This is a genomic window from Nocardiopsis sp. CC223A (assembly GCF_030766825.1).
In the GTDB taxonomy this organism is placed as follows: Bacteria; Actinomycetota; Actinomycetes; order Streptosporangiales; family Streptosporangiaceae; genus Nocardiopsis.
Window position 1 is genome coordinate 49,022 of the sequence record NZ_JASFDV010000018.1, and the last position, 16,600, is coordinate 65,621.

At 73.1% G+C, this 16,600-nt stretch carries 17 protein-coding genes and 1 riboswitch; of the genes, 7 read left to right on the plus strand and 10 right to left on the minus strand.

Translation table 11 applies throughout. The features are described 5' to 3' along the window. Positions 1-459: 459 nt before the first annotated feature. Genes QJS33_RS09890 through thiO form a run of 3 tightly spaced genes read right to left on the minus strand, consistent with a single transcriptional unit; the run spans position 460 to position 2,641 of the window. A complete protein-coding gene (locus QJS33_RS09890; protein WP_306367628.1) occupies positions 460-1,218 on the minus strand; it encodes a thiazole synthase in 759 nt (252 codons plus the stop codon). Between the two features lie 14 nt (positions 1,219-1,232). Beyond that, positions 1,233-1,448, minus strand: a complete 216-nt coding sequence (gene thiS / locus QJS33_RS09895; protein ID WP_306367629.1) for a sulfur carrier protein ThiS — start codon at positions 1,446-1,448, stop codon at positions 1,233-1,235. A gap of 5 nt (positions 1,449-1,453) precedes the next feature. Beyond that, the gene (thiO, locus tag QJS33_RS09900; RefSeq protein WP_306367630.1) at positions 1,454-2,641 is read right to left on the minus strand and encodes a glycine oxidase ThiO; all 1,188 of its coding nucleotides are present in this window, start codon (positions 2,639-2,641) and stop codon (positions 1,454-1,456) included. 33 nt (positions 2,642-2,674) lie between these two features. Further along, positions 2,675-2,784: riboswitch (TPP riboswitch) on the minus strand. A 101-nt stretch (positions 2,785-2,885) separates the two neighbouring features. Here thiO and QJS33_RS09905 point away from each other — a divergent pair. Together QJS33_RS09905 and thiE are read left to right on the plus strand one after the other, a co-directional pair. After that, a complete protein-coding gene (locus tag QJS33_RS09905) occupies positions 2,886-3,245 on the plus strand; it encodes an Rv2175c family DNA-binding protein (RefSeq protein ID WP_306367591.1) in 360 nt (119 codons plus the stop codon). Positions 3,246-3,320: 75 nt separating this feature from the next. Beyond that, positions 3,321-3,986 carry a thiamine phosphate synthase gene (gene thiE / locus QJS33_RS09910; protein ID WP_306367592.1) on the plus strand — a complete coding sequence of 222 codons (666 nt, stop codon included), beginning with the start codon at positions 3,321-3,323 and terminating at the stop codon, positions 3,984-3,986. A gap of 71 nt (positions 3,987-4,057) precedes the next feature. Here the strand turns inward: thiE and QJS33_RS09915 are convergent, their stop codons facing one another. The 5 genes from QJS33_RS09915 to QJS33_RS09935 all read right to left on the minus strand — a co-directional run bounded on the left by QJS33_RS09915 (position 4,058) and on the right by QJS33_RS09935 (position 9,457). After that, on the minus strand, positions 4,058-5,056 hold the full coding sequence (locus QJS33_RS09915; RefSeq protein WP_306367593.1) for a zinc-binding dehydrogenase: 999 nt from the start codon (positions 5,054-5,056) through the stop codon (positions 4,058-4,060). Positions 5,057-5,199: 143 nt separating this feature from the next. Beyond that, positions 5,200-6,093 (minus strand): SDR family oxidoreductase, encoded by an 894-nt coding sequence (locus QJS33_RS09920; protein WP_306367594.1) that lies wholly within the window; start codon positions 6,091-6,093, stop codon positions 5,200-5,202. 68 nt (positions 6,094-6,161) lie between these two features. Beyond that, positions 6,162-7,445, minus strand: a complete 1,284-nt coding sequence (locus tag QJS33_RS09925; protein WP_306367595.1) for a DUF418 domain-containing protein — start codon at positions 7,443-7,445, stop codon at positions 6,162-6,164. Between the two features lie 118 nt (positions 7,446-7,563). Then, positions 7,564-8,646, minus strand: a complete 1,083-nt coding sequence (locus QJS33_RS09930) for a polyprenyl synthetase family protein (protein WP_306367596.1) — start codon at positions 8,644-8,646, stop codon at positions 7,564-7,566. 10 nt (positions 8,647-8,656) lie between these two features. Continuing rightward, positions 8,657-9,457: a DUF817 domain-containing protein gene (locus QJS33_RS09935; RefSeq protein WP_306367597.1), complete on the minus strand. Its 801-nt coding sequence runs from the start codon at positions 9,455-9,457 to the stop codon at positions 8,657-8,659. A 215-nt stretch (positions 9,458-9,672) separates the two neighbouring features. On the opposite strand from QJS33_RS09935, the gene metF reads away from it, so the two are divergent. Beyond that, complete coding sequence (gene metF, locus QJS33_RS09940) at positions 9,673-10,515, plus strand: methylenetetrahydrofolate reductase [NAD(P)H] (RefSeq protein ID WP_372339627.1); 843 nt, start codon at positions 9,673-9,675, stop codon at positions 10,513-10,515. Here the strand turns inward: metF and QJS33_RS09945 are convergent. Together QJS33_RS09945 and QJS33_RS09950 are read right to left on the minus strand one after the other, a co-directional pair. Continuing rightward, the gene (locus QJS33_RS09945; protein WP_306367598.1) at positions 10,448-11,062 is read right to left on the minus strand and encodes a GNAT family N-acetyltransferase; all 615 of its coding nucleotides are present in this window, start codon (positions 11,060-11,062) and stop codon (positions 10,448-10,450) included. The two genes, metF and QJS33_RS09945, sit on opposite strands and share 68 nt — an antisense overlap. 339 nt (positions 11,063-11,401) lie before the next feature. Next, on the minus strand, positions 11,402-11,896 hold the full coding sequence (locus QJS33_RS09950; RefSeq protein ID WP_306367599.1) for a transcriptional regulator: 495 nt from the start codon (positions 11,894-11,896) through the stop codon (positions 11,402-11,404). Positions 11,897-12,439: 543 nt separating this feature from the next. Here QJS33_RS09950 and pyrR point away from each other — a divergent pair. The 4 genes from pyrR to carA all read left to right on the plus strand — a co-directional run bounded on the left by pyrR (position 12,440) and on the right by carA (position 16,599). Further along, positions 12,440-13,081, plus strand: a complete 642-nt coding sequence (gene pyrR, locus QJS33_RS09955) for a bifunctional pyr operon transcriptional regulator/uracil phosphoribosyltransferase PyrR (protein WP_306367600.1) — start codon at positions 12,440-12,442, stop codon at positions 13,079-13,081. Further along, complete coding sequence (locus QJS33_RS09960) at positions 13,081-13,989, plus strand: aspartate carbamoyltransferase catalytic subunit (RefSeq protein ID WP_306367601.1); 909 nt, start codon at positions 13,081-13,083, stop codon at positions 13,987-13,989. Before pyrR ends, QJS33_RS09960 begins: the two co-directional genes overlap by 1 nt. A 106-nt stretch (positions 13,990-14,095) precedes the next feature. Beyond that, a complete protein-coding gene (locus QJS33_RS09965; protein ID WP_306367602.1) occupies positions 14,096-15,397 on the plus strand; it encodes a dihydroorotase in 1,302 nt (433 codons plus the stop codon). A 53-nt stretch (positions 15,398-15,450) separates the two neighbouring features. Next, positions 15,451-16,599, plus strand: coding sequence for a glutamine-hydrolyzing carbamoyl-phosphate synthase small subunit (gene carA / locus QJS33_RS09970; RefSeq protein ID WP_306367603.1), 1,149 nt, complete (start codon positions 15,451-15,453; stop codon positions 16,597-16,599). Position 16,600: the final 1 nt, after the last annotated feature.

Consider the following 16,600-nt stretch of genomic DNA (forward strand, 5'->3'; position numbering starts at 1 on the left):
GAACACCGGGTTTCGAACCGACACGATAGCGGAAGCCCGTCCCGGGTCTGCCCCGCGGTTCACGGCCGCGCCGCCCCTGCTCCACGGGGGGTGGGGCGTGCGGTCCTGGGTCGTCCTGGGATGCGCCGTGTCCCGCTGCCGGGCGGTACGCACCCCTCTTCACGGTAGGGGATGGGGGCAACGCCGTGGTGCCGCCGCACCGGTGGCCTTCCCAACGCCCCCCGTTCGACGTCCTGACCAGTGAGAACGCCGTGAGCGGCCGGGTCGGCGCGGTTCGGTCCGGCCTGCGCCGGTCCACCGGGTCGGTGGCCCCGCCCCCTCTGTCTTCGTCGCTCGGCGAGCGCTTTCGGTTCCGGATCGCTCACATGATCACGAAAGGGACCCGATTCCCACGTGTTCGAGGTCTCCTCGACCCGGCCCCGCCGCTCCGGGCGGCGGGACCGGTGCGGCGGGGCGCGCTCAGTCGACGGCCGGGGAGGAGGCGCGGGCGTGCCGCCGCACGGGGATGCGCCCCGCCAGCCGGGCGGCGCGCCCGGCGCGGACCGCGTCGCGCATCGCCCGGGCCATGAGCACCGGGTCCTCGGCGCGGGTCACCGCACTGGCCAGCAGTACCGCGTCGCAGCCCAGCTCCATCGCCAGGGCGGCGTCGCTGGCGGTGCCGATCCCGGCGTCCACGATCACGGGGACCCCGGCCTGCTCCACGATCAGCTCCAGGTTGTGCGGGTTGCGGATGCCCAGCCCCGAGCCGATCGGCGCGGCCAGCGGCATCACCGCCGCGCAGCCCACCTGCTCCAGCCGGCGGGCCAGCACCGGGTCGTCGTTGGTGTAGGGCAGCACGGTGAACCCCTCGTCCACCAGCCGCTCGGCGGCCTCCAACAGCTCCACCGGGTCGGGCAGCAGCGTGTGCTCGTCCGCCACGACCTCCAGCTTCACCCAGTCGGTGCCCAGCGCCTCGCGGCCCAACCGGGCGGTGCGCACCGCGTCGGTGGCGGTGAAGCACCCGGCGGTGTTGGGCAGCGGGCGGATCCCGTTGCGCTCCAGCACGTCCCAGACCGAGCCGCGGGCGCCCGGGGTGACCCGGCGCATGGCCACGGTGGTCAACTCGGTCCCGGAGGTGATCAGCGCCTCCTCCAGGACCTCCGTCGAGGGCGCCCCGCCGGTGCCGGTGATGAGCCGGGACCCGAAGGGGACCCCGGCGATGACCAGGGGGTCGTCGATGTGCGCGGTCACGGTCAGCCCCCCTGCACGGCGGTGAGGACGTCGACGCGGTCGCCCGCGCCCAGCCGGGTGTCCGCCCAGGCTGCGCGGCGCACCACCTCGTCGTTGACGGCGACGGCGATGCCGCCGGGGATCGTGCCGCGCCCGGCGGCGGTCAGGTCGCGCACGATCTCCTCGACCGTGACGGTGTCGGCGGCCCTGCGTGGGTCGCCGTTGACGATCAGCTCCACAGCTCTCAACTCCTCGTCTCGCCGGCGCGGTCGGCGGCGAACCGCTCCGCGTACTCGGGCAGGGTCCCGGTGGTCAGGGCGTGGGCCATGACCTCGCCGGTGACCGGGGTCAGCAGCACTCCGTGCCGGAAATGCCCCGCGGCCAGGTGCAGGCCCCGGACCCGGGTGGGGCCCAGCAGGGGTTCGTTGTCGGGGGAGCCGGGGCGCAGCCCCACACAGGTCTCGGTGACCTCCAGCTCGGTCACCCCGGGGACCAGCTCGCGGGCGTCCCGGAGCACCTGCCACAGCCCGCCCACGGTCGTGGAGGTGTCGTGGCCCAGCTCCTCCTGGGTGGCGCCGATGACGACCTCGCCGTCGGCGCGCGGCACCAGGTAGACGGGGAAGCCCCGGACCAGGCCGCGCACCGTCCGCTCCACGAGGGGCGGTTCCCCGGCGGCCACCCGGGTGCGCAGCAGCTGCCCCTTGACCGGGCGCAGCGGAGGCACCACGGGCTCGGGCAGATCGATCCGGTCGCTCCAGCACCCGGCGGCGATCACCACCCGGTCCGCGGGCAGCTCCCGGCCGTCGCCCAGGACCGCGCCCAGCCGGGCGCCCCCGGCACCGGGCGAGCGCACGGCCGTGACACGCGAGCGGACCTCGGCGACCCCGGCACGCTCCCCGGCCACCGCCAGGGCGTGCAGCAGCAGGCGCGGGTCCACCGAGCGGTCCTCGGGGGCGAGCACGCCGCCGCGCACCGCGGGGGCCAGCATCGGCTCCAGCCGGCGGCACTCGCGGCCGCTCAGGCGCTCGGTGGCCGCCCCCAGGCGCTTGTGCAGGTCGTGCAGGCGGTCCAGGGCCGCCATGTCATCGGCGTCGAAGGCGACCAGCAGCGTGCCGGTGGTGCGGTAGCCGACGTCGAGCCCGCTCGCCGCCTCCAGCTCGGCGACGAAGTCCGGGTACAGGGCGGCCGACCGGATGCAGAACTCCATCAGGGGTTCCTCGCCGAAGACCGCCTCGGTGGCGGGCGTGAGCATCCCCGCCGCGACGGTGGACGCGGCCCGGGCCCCGGCCGGGTCGGTGACGGGGTCGGGCTCGACCAGGGTGACCCGCACCCCGGCCTGTGCCGTCCGCCAGGCGGTCACCCGGCCGGCCAGGCCGCCGCCGACCACGACGACGCCGTGACCGTCCTCCGGCCTGACAGAGGTAGGACGAATCGTGTCGGGGTGCCGATCGGTGTTCGGGGTGCGCACGATGGTGCCTCCGCTCCCTTCGCCGGCATGATCCGGATCAGGTTCGTGCGGTCGGGGGCGGCAGCCCCCCTCTCAGCCGGGTCCACCCGGCTCCCGCGGGACGTCTGTGTTCGCCCCACATACTACGACCCCCGGATCCGGGGAACCGAGCCGGTGCCCGCGGCGCGCAGGGTGTCCGGGGAGGCCGCGCCTGTGGCAGATTGGTGGGGTGACATCTAGTGATTCCAACCTCGACACCCTGGTCGGCGCGTGGCTGACCCTCAAGGAGGCGGCCGCGCCTTTGGGCGTGAGCCCGAACCGCATCAAGACGCTCATCCGCGAGAACCGCCTCATGGGCGTGGTCCGCGGCGGCGAGCTCTCGATCCCGGCCGCCTTCATCGACGGAGACGACCTCGTGAAGGGGTTGCCCGGCACCCTGGTCCTGCTCGGCGACGCGGGCTACTCCACGGAGGAGGCGCTGCGCTGGCTCTTCACACCGGACGACACGCTGCCCGGCACCCCGATCCAGGCGATGCGCGAGAACCGGGGCACCGAGGTGCGCCGCCGCGCCCAGAGCCTGGCCTTCTGAGCCGTCCCCGGGGCGGGCGCGCCCGTGTCGCCCGCCCCCTTGGGTCCGTCCGGGTCAGGGCCTAGGCTGGTGGACGTGAGGACCAGCCACGGAACCAGCCTGCGCAAGCGCCTGGACACATCGCTTCTTTACCTGTGCACCGACGCCCGCCGCGAACGGGGCGATCTCGCCGAGTTCGCCGACGCCGCACTGTCCGGGGGAGTGGACATCGTCCAGCTCCGGGACAAGGGCCTGGAGGCGCGCGAGGAGCTCGCGGCCCTGGAGGTGCTGCGGGAGGCGTGCGAACGCCACGGCGCGCTGCTCGCGGTCAACGACCGCGCCGACATCGCCCGCGCCGTGCGCGCCGACGTGCTCCACCTGGGGCAGCGCGACCTGCCGGTGCCCATGGCCCGCGACATCATCGGGGCCGACCCGCTGATCGGGCGCTCCAACAACGACATCGACACCGCCCGGGCCTGTGCCGAGGAACCGGGCGGCGACTACTTCTGTGTGGGCCCGGTCTGGGCCACGCCCACCAAGCCGGGACGCCCGGCGGCCGGGACCGAACTGGTGGAGCGGGCGGCCGCCCTGGACACCGACCGGCCCTGGTTCGCGATCGGCGGCATCGACCTCGACAACGTGGACCGGGTCCTGGACGCCGGTGCCCGCCGGATCGTGGTGGTGCGCGCCGTCACCGAGGCCGAGGACCCGCGGGCGGCGGCCGCGGCGCTGCGCGCCCGCGTGGCCGCCCGGCAGGGCTGAGCACCGCGGCGGCCCCGGCAGGGTGGGACCAAGGGGCCGGGGCCGCCGCCGTACCGGGGGTGGGCCCGGGGTCAGGGGGTCAGCAGCACCTTGCCCAGGACCCGGCGCTCCTCCAGCGCCCGATGGGCCTCGTCGGCCTGCTCCAGGGGCAGGGTCAGGCCGATGTGCGGGGCCAGCTCCCCGGCCCGGGCCAGTTCCAGGGCCCGGGTCAGGCCGTCGGTCCCGTCCTCGGCCCCGGACTTGACGTCGAACAGGCCGAAGACCCGGACCTTGTGCTCGCGGGCCCGGGCGGGCTCGATCTCCGCGAACCGGCCCCCGGCCGATCCGTGGTTGATGTACCGCCCGCCCTCGGCGACCGTGGTGAAGGCGGCCTCGCCCAGTGACCCCCCGGCCCCGTCCAGGGCCACGTCCACGCCGGTGCCGCCGGTCAGCTCCAGCACCCGGTCGGTCCAGCCCGGCAGGGAGTAGTCGACCGCCTCGTGCGCGCCCAGTCCGCGGGCCAGGTCGAGCTTGGCCTCTCCCCGGGCGGCGGCGATCACCCGCACCCCGGCCCGGCGGGCCAGTTGCACCGACAGGCTTCCGGCACCCCCGGTCGCGGCGGTCACCAGCACCGTCTGACCGGTCCGGTACCCGGCGGTCCGGGCCAGCGCCAGCGCGGTCGGGCCGTCGTGCAGCAGGGCCAGTGCGTCCCGCGGGTCGACCCCCTCGGGGACCCGGACCAGGTCGTCGACCGGGACCACCGCCCGTTCGGCGTATCCGCCGACCGGGAGTCTGGTGCCCGCCTCGTTCGGTTCCCCGGTGTCGGCCACCACCCGGGCCCCGACCCAGGCGGGGTCCACGTCCGGTCCGACCCTGGTCACCGTCCCGGCGACCCCCGTGCCGGGGGTGTACGGGGGGACCACGGGGAAGTGGTCGCGACCCCAACCCGAGCGGATCAGGACCTCCAGGTACATCACGTTGGCGGCCTCGACCGCGATCTCCGCGGTGCCGGGCCCGACCTCGGGGTCGGGGACCTCCCGGGCCACCAGTACCTCGGGTCCGCCGAACCGCTCCACCCGTATCGCACGCATGTGTCTTCCCTCCGGTGGTCGTCCGCCGCGTCCTGTACGCGACACCGTCCACCCTTCATCCTCAACTAATGTTGAGGTCAAGGACCGCGCAGCGGGAACGCGGACACGGGAGCGAAAGTCCCGGGGCGGGGACCGGAACGGGTTCAGGCCGACACGTGTGACAGAGCGCTCGGATGGCGGCGCAGGAAGCCCTCGATCGACCGGGCCGGGTGCCCGGTCAGATCCGGCACCGCCGACGACACCACGTCCAGTTCCCCGGCGGCGATCGCCTCGTAGGAGGAGACCCACCCCGCCACCTCCCAGTCGGGCGCGCCGGTGGCCTTGCGGGACAGCAGCGCCTCCTCCCGGGTCTCGGGCACGTACCGGATGGTCCGGCCGGTCAGTGTGCTCAAGCGGTCCACGGTGGCCCCCAGCGACAGGGCCTCCGGGCCGGTCAGGTCGTAGGTCGCGTTCTCGGCGGCCGCGGCGGCCACCGGGTCGGTCAGCACCGCCGCCGCCACGTCCGCGATGTCGTCGCGGGCCACCCAGGCCACCCGCCCGTCCCCGGCCGGGCCGCGCACCACGCCGTCGTCGTCCACCCAGTGCGGCAGCAGGTCCAGGTAGAGGGTGGGTCTCAGGAACGTGTACGCCACCCCGGTCGACCGGATGTGCGCCTCGGTGAAGAAGTGCGTCCGCGCGAACGTGAACGTCGCGGCGGGCCCGGCACGCAGGAACGACAGGTAGACGATGCGCGAGACCCCCGCCTCGACCGCCGCGTCCACCGCGCTCAGGTGCACGTCGATCCGGTCCTCCGACTCCGTCGCCGAGACCAGGAACAGCGTGTCCACCCCCCGGCAGGCCCGCTCGAACCCACCGGTGTCCTCATAGGCCGCCATGGCCGCGCTGCTGTCGGGATATTCGGGTGCGCGGTTGATGTCGCGCACGATGAGTCGCTGTGCCCGCCCCATCCGTGCGATGCGGGCGGCCACCCGCCCGCCCACCGCCCCGGTGGCCCCGGTCACCCCTATGGTGTGGTTTGTCATGTGATCGTCGCCCATGACACCCCATCCTGAACGACGAGTGCGCGCCGGGCACTCACCGGCGCGCACGTTTTTGCGCGCCCGGATCAGGGAGTGGTGCGCTCTTGGTCCGCGACCTCGGGCGGTCTCCCCGGAGCCTGCACCGCTTCCCGGGTGGTGCGCCGGTAGGAGAGCCTGCGCAGCAGCACCTCGGCGGGTCCCCGCCTGCCCGCCCGTTCCATCAGGTAGGCGGCCACCACCGTGACCAGCCATACCCCGATCGCGTACAGGAACATCGTCCACGAGGTCAGGAACGCGCCCAGGCCCAGACCCCAGGCGGCCAGCACGGGGGCGCACAGCACCGACTGCGCCAGGTACGACGACAGCGACCGCTTACCGGTGGCGGTGACCGCGGTCAGCACGACACCGGGTTCGCGCCCGCGCCGCTGGAGGGCGTGCGCGACCAGGGTGATGAGCGCGACGTAGCCCAGACCGCCGAACAGCCCGGCGAACATGTGCGGCACCGCCAGCATGGAGCCCTGCGCCGCGGTCACCTCCCAGACGCCCACCTGCGCGAGCGCGTCGGGCAGGGCGCCCAGCCAGGCGATCGGGATGCCCAGCCCGGCGGTCCACCGCAGCAGGGTCAGGTGGCGGCCCGGCTCCTCCAGCACCCGGCGGCGCGCCGCCCAGAACGCCAACAGGATCATGGTCGGCACCACCAGGCCCAACAGGCCCTGCATGACGCTGATCAGCGGCCACACGATGACGCGCCCCAGCGCGGCGGCGAGGATCGAGGACTCCCCGGCGCTGTCGGCCATCCCGTCCATCCCGCCGGCCGCGGCGCTCTCGCCCCCGGGCGCCAAGGCGATGCCCACGATGCTGAACGCGGTCAGCAGGCCGAGCAGGCCGATGAACACCCCGGCCCACACCAGCAGGGTGGTGTCCCTGCGGCGCAGGAACAGCCAGGCCAGGAGCAGCCCGGCCAGGCCGTAGGCGCCCAGCACGTCGCCGAACCACAGCAGCAGGGCGTGGAAGAAGCCGAACACCAGGAGCCACAGGTTGCGCCGCCGCAGCAGGGCGTTCACATCGGCGGGGGAGGCTCCGGCGGCCTCCTGGCGCATCGCCAGCTGCACCATGCCGTAGCCGAACAGGAAGGCGAACATCGGATAGCTGCGGCCGTCCACCACCACGATGGTGAAGAACTGTACGACCGCGTCGGCCGCACCCTGGGGCTCGGGGTGCGCGTTCAGCCCACCCATGGGGACCGCCCAGAGGTACCAGACGCTGTTGGCCAAGGCGATGAACAGGAGCATGAAGCCGCGGGCCAGGTCGGGGGCGAGCGCTCGCTCGCCTGCTCCGACCGGACCTCGCGCGGCGGTGTGCCCAGACATGAGGAAGCCCCTCCGGTCGCGATATATCTCTTATCGATTCAACCGGAGGGGCAACTCGGGCACAATGCACTTTCGATGTATGAACGCCCCTGAAATCCCCCCTAGGGGAGAATCCGTGTCAGCGCGCGCGGCGGGTGGCCACCGACACCAGCGTGCGCAGCGGCTCCCGCGCGCAGGCGTCCAGCTCCGGGCTCTCCAGCGCGGCCAGCGCCTCCCCGGCGTAGCGCTCGATGAGCTCCTCGCAGGCGGCCAGCGCCCCGGACGATTCGATCAACCCGCACATCCACTCCACGGACTCCACCGACAGGTCCGCCGCCCCCAGCAGGGCGGAGAACCGCGCGCCGTCGGCCGCGCCGGCGCGGGCCAGGGTCTCGGCGACCACCAGGGTCCGCTTGCCCTCGCGCAGGTCGTCCCCGGCCGGCTTGCCCGTGGTCGAGGGGTCGCCGAACACCCCCAGCACGTCGTCGCGCAGTTGGAAGGCCACGCCCAGCGGCAGGCCGTACGCGGTGTACACGCCCTCCAGCTCCGGCAGCCGCCCGGCCAGCGCGGCGCCCAGGTGCAGCGGGCGCTCGATGGTGTACTTGGCGGACTTGTAACGCATGACCCGCAGCGCCGCCTCGCGGGTGCCGGTGCCGCGCACCTGCTCCAGGGTGTCCAGGTACTGCCCGGCCATCACCTCGGTGCGCATCGCGTCGAAGGGCCGGCGGCCCAGCGCCAGGGTGTCCTGGCCGAACCCGCTGGCCTGGTACATCTCGTCGGACCAGGCCAGGCACAGGTCGCCGATCAAGATGGCGGCGCCCCGACCGAAGCCCTCGCCGTCGCCGCTCCAGCCGTGGTCGGCGTGCAGCCCGGCCAGCCGCTTGTGGGTGGCGGGCAGGCCGCGCCGGGTGTCGCTGTTGTCGATGACGTCGTCGTGGATGAGCGCGCACGCCTGGAGGAACTCCAGCGCCGCCGCGGCCCGCACGATCCGCTCGTCGTCCGCCGCGCCCCCGGCGCCGCGCCAGCCCCAGTAACAGAAGGTGGGCCGCAGGCGCTTGCCGCCGGCGAGCATGGCCTCCAGCGCGTCCATGGCCGGGGCCAGCTCCTCCCCGATCTCCAGCAGAGCGGTCCGGTGGTCGGCACAGAACGCGGCCAGTTCCCGGTCCGTGTCGGCGCGGATCACGGAGACGGGAGAGACGGGTGAGGAAATGGAAGCGGCCATGAACAGCACACTAGCGGCTCACCTCGGGGTTCCCGCCCCGATCCCGTACATCGGAGCCCTTCCACAGGGCGACCAGGACGAACGACACCGTCACCAGCAGCGCCCAGGCGCCCAGCTTGGCCGGGTGGACCAGCGCCCACACATCCGCCTGGTGGGGGTAGCGCCAGGCGTCGAGCAGCGTCGCGATGTTCTCCGCCACCCACAGGAACACGCCGATCAGCAGGAACGACAGCGACAACGGCATGTGCGGGCGCTGCGGCCCCACGGTGAAGTACACCCGTGTCCGCCAGGTCACCGCGATCAGCAGCACCGCCAGCGGCACCCGCAGGTCCGGCAGCCAGTGGTGGGTGAGGAAGTTCGCGTAGATCGCGACGGCCACCGCCGTCACGGCCCAGGGCCGGTAGTTCTCCAGCCCCAGGTCCAGCAGCCGCCAGGCGCGCACGATGTAGGAGCCCACCGCCGCGTACATGAACCCGCTGTACAGCGGCACCCCCCACACCACCGTCCACGCCTGCTCGGGGTAGGACCACGACCCCATGTGCACCTTGAACAGCTCGAACGCCAGCCCCACCACGTGGAAGCCCGCGATCGCGGCGATCTCCCGGCCGCTCTCCAGCCGCAGCGCCCAGAACAGCGCGGTGAGCCCCACCGCGTAGACCAGCAGCGCGTCGTAGCGGGGGATCGGCAGCGGAACGGCCGCGGACAGCGCGAAACCCGCGAACATGCACACCGCGAACGCGCAGGCGCGGGCCTGGAGCACGCCGAAGCGGATCAGTTGGGCCAGTGGGAAGGGAAGGAAGGAAAGTGTCACACGGGGTGGATGCCCGGACGGCGGCGACCGGTTCACCCCGGACACGGGTGTGATCCTCTCGCCGGATCTCACACCGTGGGACGTGTCTTCCATCCGACGGAGGGGGCTTGCATAAGGTGGTGGGCATGCTGGCAGCACCGACGCGCCCCGTGGCGCCACGAACCCCCGCCCCCCGAGCGAGGCACCTGCGTGACCTGCTCCACACGGGCGAGCCGATGTTCTCCTTCGAGTTCTTCCCGCCCCGTACCCCCGCGGCCCAGGAGAAGCTCTGGCTGGCCATCCGCCAGCTTGAGGCCCTGGGCCCCGACTTCGTCTCGGTCACCTACGGCGCGGGCGGCAGCACCCGCGGGATGACGGTGGAGACCACCGAGCGCATCGCCGCCGACACCACGCTGCTCCCGGTCGCCCACATGACCCTGGTCGACCACTCCGTCGCCGAGCTGCGCCACCTCATCGGCCGCCTGGCCGACGCCGGGGTGTCCAACATGCTCGCGGTGCGCGGCGACCCGCCCGGCGACCCCTCCGGCCCCTGGACCAGCCACCCCGAGGGCCTGACCTACTCCGAGGAACTGGTCCGGCTCATCAAGGAGAGCGGCGACTTCTGCGTGGGCGTGGCGGCGTTCCCGTACAAGCACCCGCGCTCGGCCGACGTGGAGACCGACACCGACCACTTCGTGCGCAAGTGCGAGGCGGGCGCCGACTACGCCATCACACAGATGTTCTTCGACCCGGAGGACTACCTGCGCCTGCGCGACCGGGCGGCGGCCCGCGGCTGCGACATCCCGATCATCCCCGAGGTGTTCCCGGTGGTGCGCACCTCGTTCATCCCGCGCTCGGAGAAGCTCTCCGGCGCCCCCTTCCCGGCCGACCTGGCCGAGAAGTTCGCCTCCTACGGCGACGACGCCGCGGCGGTGCGCGCGTTCGGGATCGAGTACGCCAAGAAGATGTGCGAGCGGCTGCTGGACGAGGGCGCGCCCGGTATCCACTTCATCACCTCGAACCAGTCCACCGCCACCAGGGAGATCTACCGGGATGTGTCGGGGCGGCTGAGCCGATGAGCGGTAGCGGCGCCGCCATGATCGAGAAGGGACGGTCGGGGCTGCCGGGGAACGAGAAGTCCTCCAGCACCTCGACGAACCCGCAGGAACGGTAGAGGTGGCGCGCCGCCGTGGGCCCGGTCCGGGTGGACAGCACCGCGGTGCGTTCGGGCCGTCCCTCGCACAGTGCGTGCAGGACGGCCCGGCCGATGCCGCGGTTCTGTGCTTCGGGGCGGACGTGCACCTCGGCGATCTCGAAGGGGTCGGCCAGCCATCGGCGCACCCCGGCCCGGCCGTCCGCGGCGCGCATCCCGGCGGCGACGGTGTCGTGCCACCACTGGCCGCGCACGCCGTGGAAGGCGTAGGCGAAGCCGACCGGGCGGTCGTCCAGCAGCGCGATGATCGACCGGAAGCCCGGGTAGCGGGTGTGGGTGTTCATGACCGAGGCCCGTCCCGGCAGTTGCTCGGGCGGGGGGTCCATGGCCGCCTCGTACACCTGGAGCAGGGCGGGAACGGCGTGCGCGAAGGCGGCGGGGGCCAGCTCGCGCAGCTCGACATCGGCTACCACGGCTTCACCCTAGTCTCCGAGCGGCCCCGCGTGCCGGGGTTCGGCGCGGCCGGTTCCGGCATCGGACACGGTCGGAGGGCGTCGGCGTGTCCGCCCCGGGGTCCTTGACGGGCCGCCGGGGTTGGGGTTGACTGAGCCGTGTCGAACGCCAGTTCGATCAGAGCCGCCGGGGAGACCCGGTGGCGGCGGCGCGGCCGGATCGGGGAGGGGAAGCCCCGTGTCCGTCCGCGCCGTTCGTCGTTCCGGGGCCGGGCCCCGGGAAAGACGAGGACCGGCCCGCCCCCGGTGACGGGGGCGGGCCGGTCCTGCGACGAGCCGGTGCGATCCGTGTCGGAACGGTCAGAAGGAGTCGACGGCGCGACGGGCCTCCGGGTCGAGGATGCCCCAGTTGATGAGCTCCTCGGTCAGGTCGCCGGGCGACTTGTCGTAGATGACGGCGAGCGAGCGCAGGTCCTCGTGGCGGATGGACAGCACGCGACCGTTGTAGTCACCGCGCTGGCTCTGGATGGTGGCCACGTAGCGGGACAGCGGGCCGGCCTTCTCCTGCGGCAGCTGCTGCATGCGCTCCAGGTCGATGACCAGCTTGGGTGTCGGACCCAGGGGCGTGGGCGCGGCGCCGCCGGGCAGCAGCTCCGACATCGGCACCCCGTAGAAGTCGGCCAGCTCGGCCAGCTTCTGCACGGTGACGGCGCGGTCGCCGCGCTCGTAGGAGCCCACCACGACGGCCTTCCAGCGTCCGTGGGACTTCTCCTCCACTCCGTGAAGGGACAGGCCCTGCTGGGTGCGGATGGCACGCAGTCGCGCGCCGAGGGACTTGGCGTATTCGGATGGCATCTTCTTGTCGCTCCCGGCCGTGACAGTGGCTGGCGTGGTGGGGGAGGCGCCCGCGGGGCCCGACGGCGGCGCCGCCGGGGGTCACGGGGTGCAACCCCACCCGGTAATGGTTACAGACAGTGACGGTAGGGGGGTCTGTCCCCCAGGTCAAGCCGTTGGTGTGAAACGCGACTAATCAGTGGCCAAACCGTGCGTAAGTGAGACTCCTCTCATGTCGGGACCGATCGTGATGAGCAGTGCATTGCGGCAGTGCGAAAAGCCCGATCTTTCAGGGGGTTTCGCATTTGTCGACCATGTGGCGTGTGTGCGGAGCGTAGTCGTCGCATTGCTCAGCGGGCTCGCTGTCCCGTTTGTCTGTGTGACGAGAGTCACACTCAAGTGTGTTGTCTCCCGACCCGCCCCCGGTCACCGCGGGCTCCGCTGGTAGCGTTGGCCCGATCGACATCCTTTAACGACCTGTTCAGTGAGGCAGGGAAGGGAGTCACTACTTTGCGTGCACAAAAACCCACAGCAGGTGACGCGGGCGGCGCGGAACCGCCGGAGGTGCCCGAAGGCACCCGGGCCGTCCTCGACGGCAGCGAGATCGACCGCGCGCTGACCCGCATCGCCCACGAGGTCCTGGAGCGCACCAAGGGCGGGCACGGGGTCACCCTCCTCGGAATCCCCTCGCGCGGCGTGCCCCTGGCCGCCCGCTTGGCCGAGCGCATCGAACGCGTCGAGAACCTGGCCGTCCCCCACGGCTCCCTCGACATCACCATGTACCGCGACGACCTGCGCACCGCACCGCCCCGGGCGCTGGGCCGCACGGAGATCCCCGCCGGGGGCCTGGACGACCGCGTGGTCGTCCTCGTCGACGACGTCCTCTTCTCCGGCCGTACCGTCCGCGCCGCCCTGGACGCCCTCAACGACCTGGGCCGCCCCCGCGCCGTCCAGCTCGCCGTCCTCGTCGACCGCGGCCACCGCGAACTGCCGATCCGCGCCGACTACGTGGGCAAGAACCTGCCCACCTCGCTGCGCGAGAGCGTCACCGTCCGGCTCACCGAGACCGACGGCCACGACGCCGTCCTCCTCGGGCCTTCCCGCCCGTCGCCCGCCACCGCCCTCAACCGACGGCCTGCGGCCGAACCCCCTTCCCGCCCGAAGAGGACCTCCGGCACCTCCGGCACCGAGGGGAAGGACTCCTGATGCGCCACCTGCTCTCCACCGGGGACCTCACCCGCGACGAGGCCGTCCTCATCCTGGACACCGCCGCCGAGCTCGCCCAGGTCGGCGACCGCTCCGTCAAGAAGCTCCCCACCCTGCGCGGCCGTACCGTGGTCAACCTCTTCTACGAGGACTCCACCCGCACCCGCACCTCCTTCGAGATCGCGGCCAAACGCCTGTCGGCCGACGTCGTCAACTTCTCCGCCAAGGGCTCCAGCGTCTCCAAGGGCGAGAGCCTCAAGGACACCGCCCTCACCCTCCAGGCCATGGGGGCCGACGGCGTCGTCATCCGCCACAGCGCCTCCGGCGCCGCCCACCGCCTGGCGAACTGGGTGGACGGATCGGTCCTCAACGCGGGCGACGGCACCCACGAGCACCCCACCCAGGCCCTGCTCGACGCCTACACCGTGCGCGCACGCCTGGGCCGCCTGGAGGGCCTGCGCGTCGCCATCGTCGGCGACATCCTGCACAGCCGGGTGGCCCGCTCCAACGTTCTGCTGCTCACCACCCTGGGCGCCCACGTCACACTGGTCGCCCCGCCCACGCTGCTGCCGGTCTCGGTGCACACCTGGCCCTGCGAGGTCTCCTACGACCTCGACGACGTCCTGCCCAAGTCCGACGTCGTCATGATGCTGCGGGTGCAGGCCGAGCGCATGCACGCCTCCTTCTTCCCCTCCGTGCGCGAGTACAGCCGCGGCTACGGGATCGACGGCGCCCGCCTGGCCCGCATGCCCGAGGACGCCATCGTCATGCACCCCGGCCCGATGGTCCGCGGCATGGAGATATCCGCCGAGGTCGCCGACTCCCCGCGCTGCACCGTCGTCGAACAGGTCGCCAACGGCGTCAGCCTGCGCATGGCCGTGCTCTACCTGCTGCTCGGCGGCTCCTGAACCACCCGGCGCGCCCGCACCGGCGCGCCCGGCGCGGCTCCCGGCGGACCACCGCCGCCCGCGCCCGCGCACTTGCCACCAACGACCACTGAGGAACGAAACCGCGATGCCCGACACCCACGGACCGCACCTGATCCGCGGTGCCCGCCCGCTCGGCGGCGACCCCGTCGACATCCTGCTCGCCGACGGCCGGATCGCCGCGATCGGAACCGACCCGACCGCCCCCGAGGGGGCCGAGGTCGTGGACGGCACCGGGCTGATCGCCCTGCCCGGCCTGGTGGACCTGCACACCCACCTGCGCGAGCCCGGGCGCGAGGACGCCGAGACCGTCGAGACCGGCTCCCGCTCCGCCGCCATGGGCGGCTACACCGCCGTGCACGCCATGGCCAACACCGACCCCGTCGCCGACACCGCCGGCGTCGTCGAGCAGGTCTGGCGGCTGGGCCGCGAGGCCGGGTACTGCGACGTGCGCCCCGTCGGCGCCGTCACCGTCGGCCTGGCCGGCGAGCGCCTCTCCGAGATCGGCGCCATGGCCAAGTCCGCCGCCGCCGTCCGCGTCTTCTCCGACGACGGCATCTGCGTCTCCGACGCCCTGCTCATGCGCCGCGCCCTGGAGTACGTCAAGGCGTTCGACGGCGTCGTCGCCCAGCACGCCCAGGAGCCCCGACTGACGGAGGGCGCCCAGATGAACGAGGGCTGCGTCTCCGACCGCCTCGGCCTGCCCGGCTGGCCCGCCGTCGCGGAGGAGGCGATCATCGCCCGCGACTGCCTGCTCGCCCAGCACGTCGGATCGCGCCTGCACGTGTGCCACGTCTCCACCAAGGGCTCGGTCGACATCATCCGCTGGGCCAAGGCCCGCGGCTGCGACGTGACCGCCGAGGTCACCCCGCACCACCTGCTGCTCACCGACGAGCTGGTGGAGAACTACGACCCGATCTACAAGGTCAACCCGCCGCTGCGCACCGCCGAGGACGTGCAGGCGCTGCGCGAGGGCCTGGCCGACGGGACCATCGACGTCGTCGCCACCGACCACGCCCCCCACCCCGTGGAGGCCAAGGAGACCGAGTGGTCCACGGCCGCCATGGGTATGGTCGGCCTCGAAACGGCGCTGGCGGTCGTGCAGCGGACGATGGTCGACACCGGACTGCTGACCTGGGCCGACGTCGCCGACCGTATGTCCGCGGCGCCCGCCCGCATCGGCCGGGTCGCCGACCACGGCCGCGACCTGGCGGTCGGCGAGCCCGCCAACGTGGTCCTGTACGACCCCGCCGCGCCCTACGAGGCGGACGGCGCGGCCATGGTCACCAAGAGCAGCAACACGCCCTTCCGGGGCATGACCCTGCCCGGCCGGGTGCGCGCCACGTTCCTGCGCGGCGCCCCCACGGTCCTCGCGGGGGAGATCAAGTGAACAACGCAGTGAGCAGCGCCCGGGCCGTGCCCGGTGCCGCAGAGGGGGGAAACGTGTCAGAGGCAACCGGCGGACCGGCGATCCTGGTCCTGGAGGACGGCCGGGTCTTCCACGGCCGCTCCTTCGGCGCGACCGGCGAGACCTTCGGTGAGATCGTCTTCAACACCGGGATGACCGGCTACCAGGAGACCCTCACCGACCCCTCCTACCACCGCCAGATCGTCGCGATGACCGCGCCGCACATCGGCAACACCGGCGTCAACGACGACGACCCCGAGTCCGGCCGCATCTGGGTCGCCGGGTACGTCGTCCGCGAACCCGCCCGCATCCCCTCCAACTGGCGCGCCCAGCGCACCCTGGACGAGGAGCTGCGCCGCCAGGACGTCGTCGGCATCGCCATGACCGGCACCCGCGCCCTCACCCGCCACCTGCGCGACAAGGGCGCCATGCGGGCCGCCGTCAGCAGCGTCGAGACCGACCCGAAGGCCCTGCTGGCCCGCGTCCTGGAGCAGCCCCGCATGGCCGGGGCCGACCTGGCCGGCGAGGTCAGCACCGACGCGCCCTACGAGGTCCTGCCGCCCGAGGGCGTCGAGACCCGCTTCCACGTCGCCGCCGTCGACCTGGGCATCAAGGCCATGACGCCGCAGCGCCTCGCCGAGCGCGGCTGCAAGGTCACCGTGCTGCCCTCCTCCGCCACCGCCGAGGACCTCCTCGCCCTGGACCCGGACGGCGTGTTCTTCAGCAACGGCCCCGGCGACCCCGCCACCGCCGACGGCCCCGTCGCCGCCATGCGCGGGGTCCTCGACGCGGGCAGGCCGCTGTTCGGGATCTGCTTCGGCAACCAGATCCTCGGCCGCGCACTGGGCCTGGGCACCTACAAGCTGCCCTTCGGCCACCGCGGAGTGAACCAGCCGGTCATCGACACCGCCACCGGCAAGGTCTCCATCACCAGCCAGAACCACGGGTTCGCCGTGGACGCGCCGCTCGAAGGCACCTTCGAGACCCCCTACGGGCGCGCGCAGGTCAGCCACATCGGCCTCAACGACCAGGTCGTCGAGGGCCTGCGGCTGCTGGACCGCCCCGTGTTCAGCGTCCAGTTCCACCCGGAGGCCGCCGCCGGCCCCCACGACGCCGCCGGACTCTTCGACGAGTTCGTCGACCTGATGTCCGCCGCCCAGCCCACCGCGGCTGCCGAGCAGTAAG

Excerpts from the sequence above, each read along its gene's own strand:
- QJS33_RS09950 (WP_306367599.1), bottom strand. The coding sequence starts at position 11,896 with ATGCCATCCGAATACGCCAAGTCCCTCGGCGCGCGACTGCGTGCCATC.
- QJS33_RS09915 (WP_306367593.1), bottom strand. The coding sequence starts at position 5,056 with ATGCGTGCGATACGGGTGGAGCGGTTCGGCGGACCCGAGGTACTGGTG.
- QJS33_RS09925 (WP_306367595.1), bottom strand. The coding sequence starts at position 7,445 with ATGTCTGGGCACACCGCCGCGCGAGGTCCGGTCGGAGCAGGCGAGCGA.
- metF (WP_372339627.1), top strand. The coding sequence starts at position 9,673 with ATGTTCTCCTTCGAGTTCTTCCCGCCCCGTACCCCCGCGGCCCAGGAG.
- QJS33_RS09920 (WP_306367594.1), bottom strand. The coding sequence starts at position 6,093 with ATGGGCGACGATCACATGACAAACCACACCATAGGGGTGACCGGGGCC.
- QJS33_RS09930 (WP_306367596.1), bottom strand. The coding sequence starts at position 8,646 with ATGGCCGCTTCCATTTCCTCACCCGTCTCTCCCGTCTCCGTGATCCGC.
- QJS33_RS09960 (WP_306367601.1), top strand. The coding sequence starts at position 13,081 with ATGCGCCACCTGCTCTCCACCGGGGACCTCACCCGCGACGAGGCCGTC.
- QJS33_RS09965 (WP_306367602.1), top strand. The coding sequence starts at position 14,096 with ATGCCCGACACCCACGGACCGCACCTGATCCGCGGTGCCCGCCCGCTC.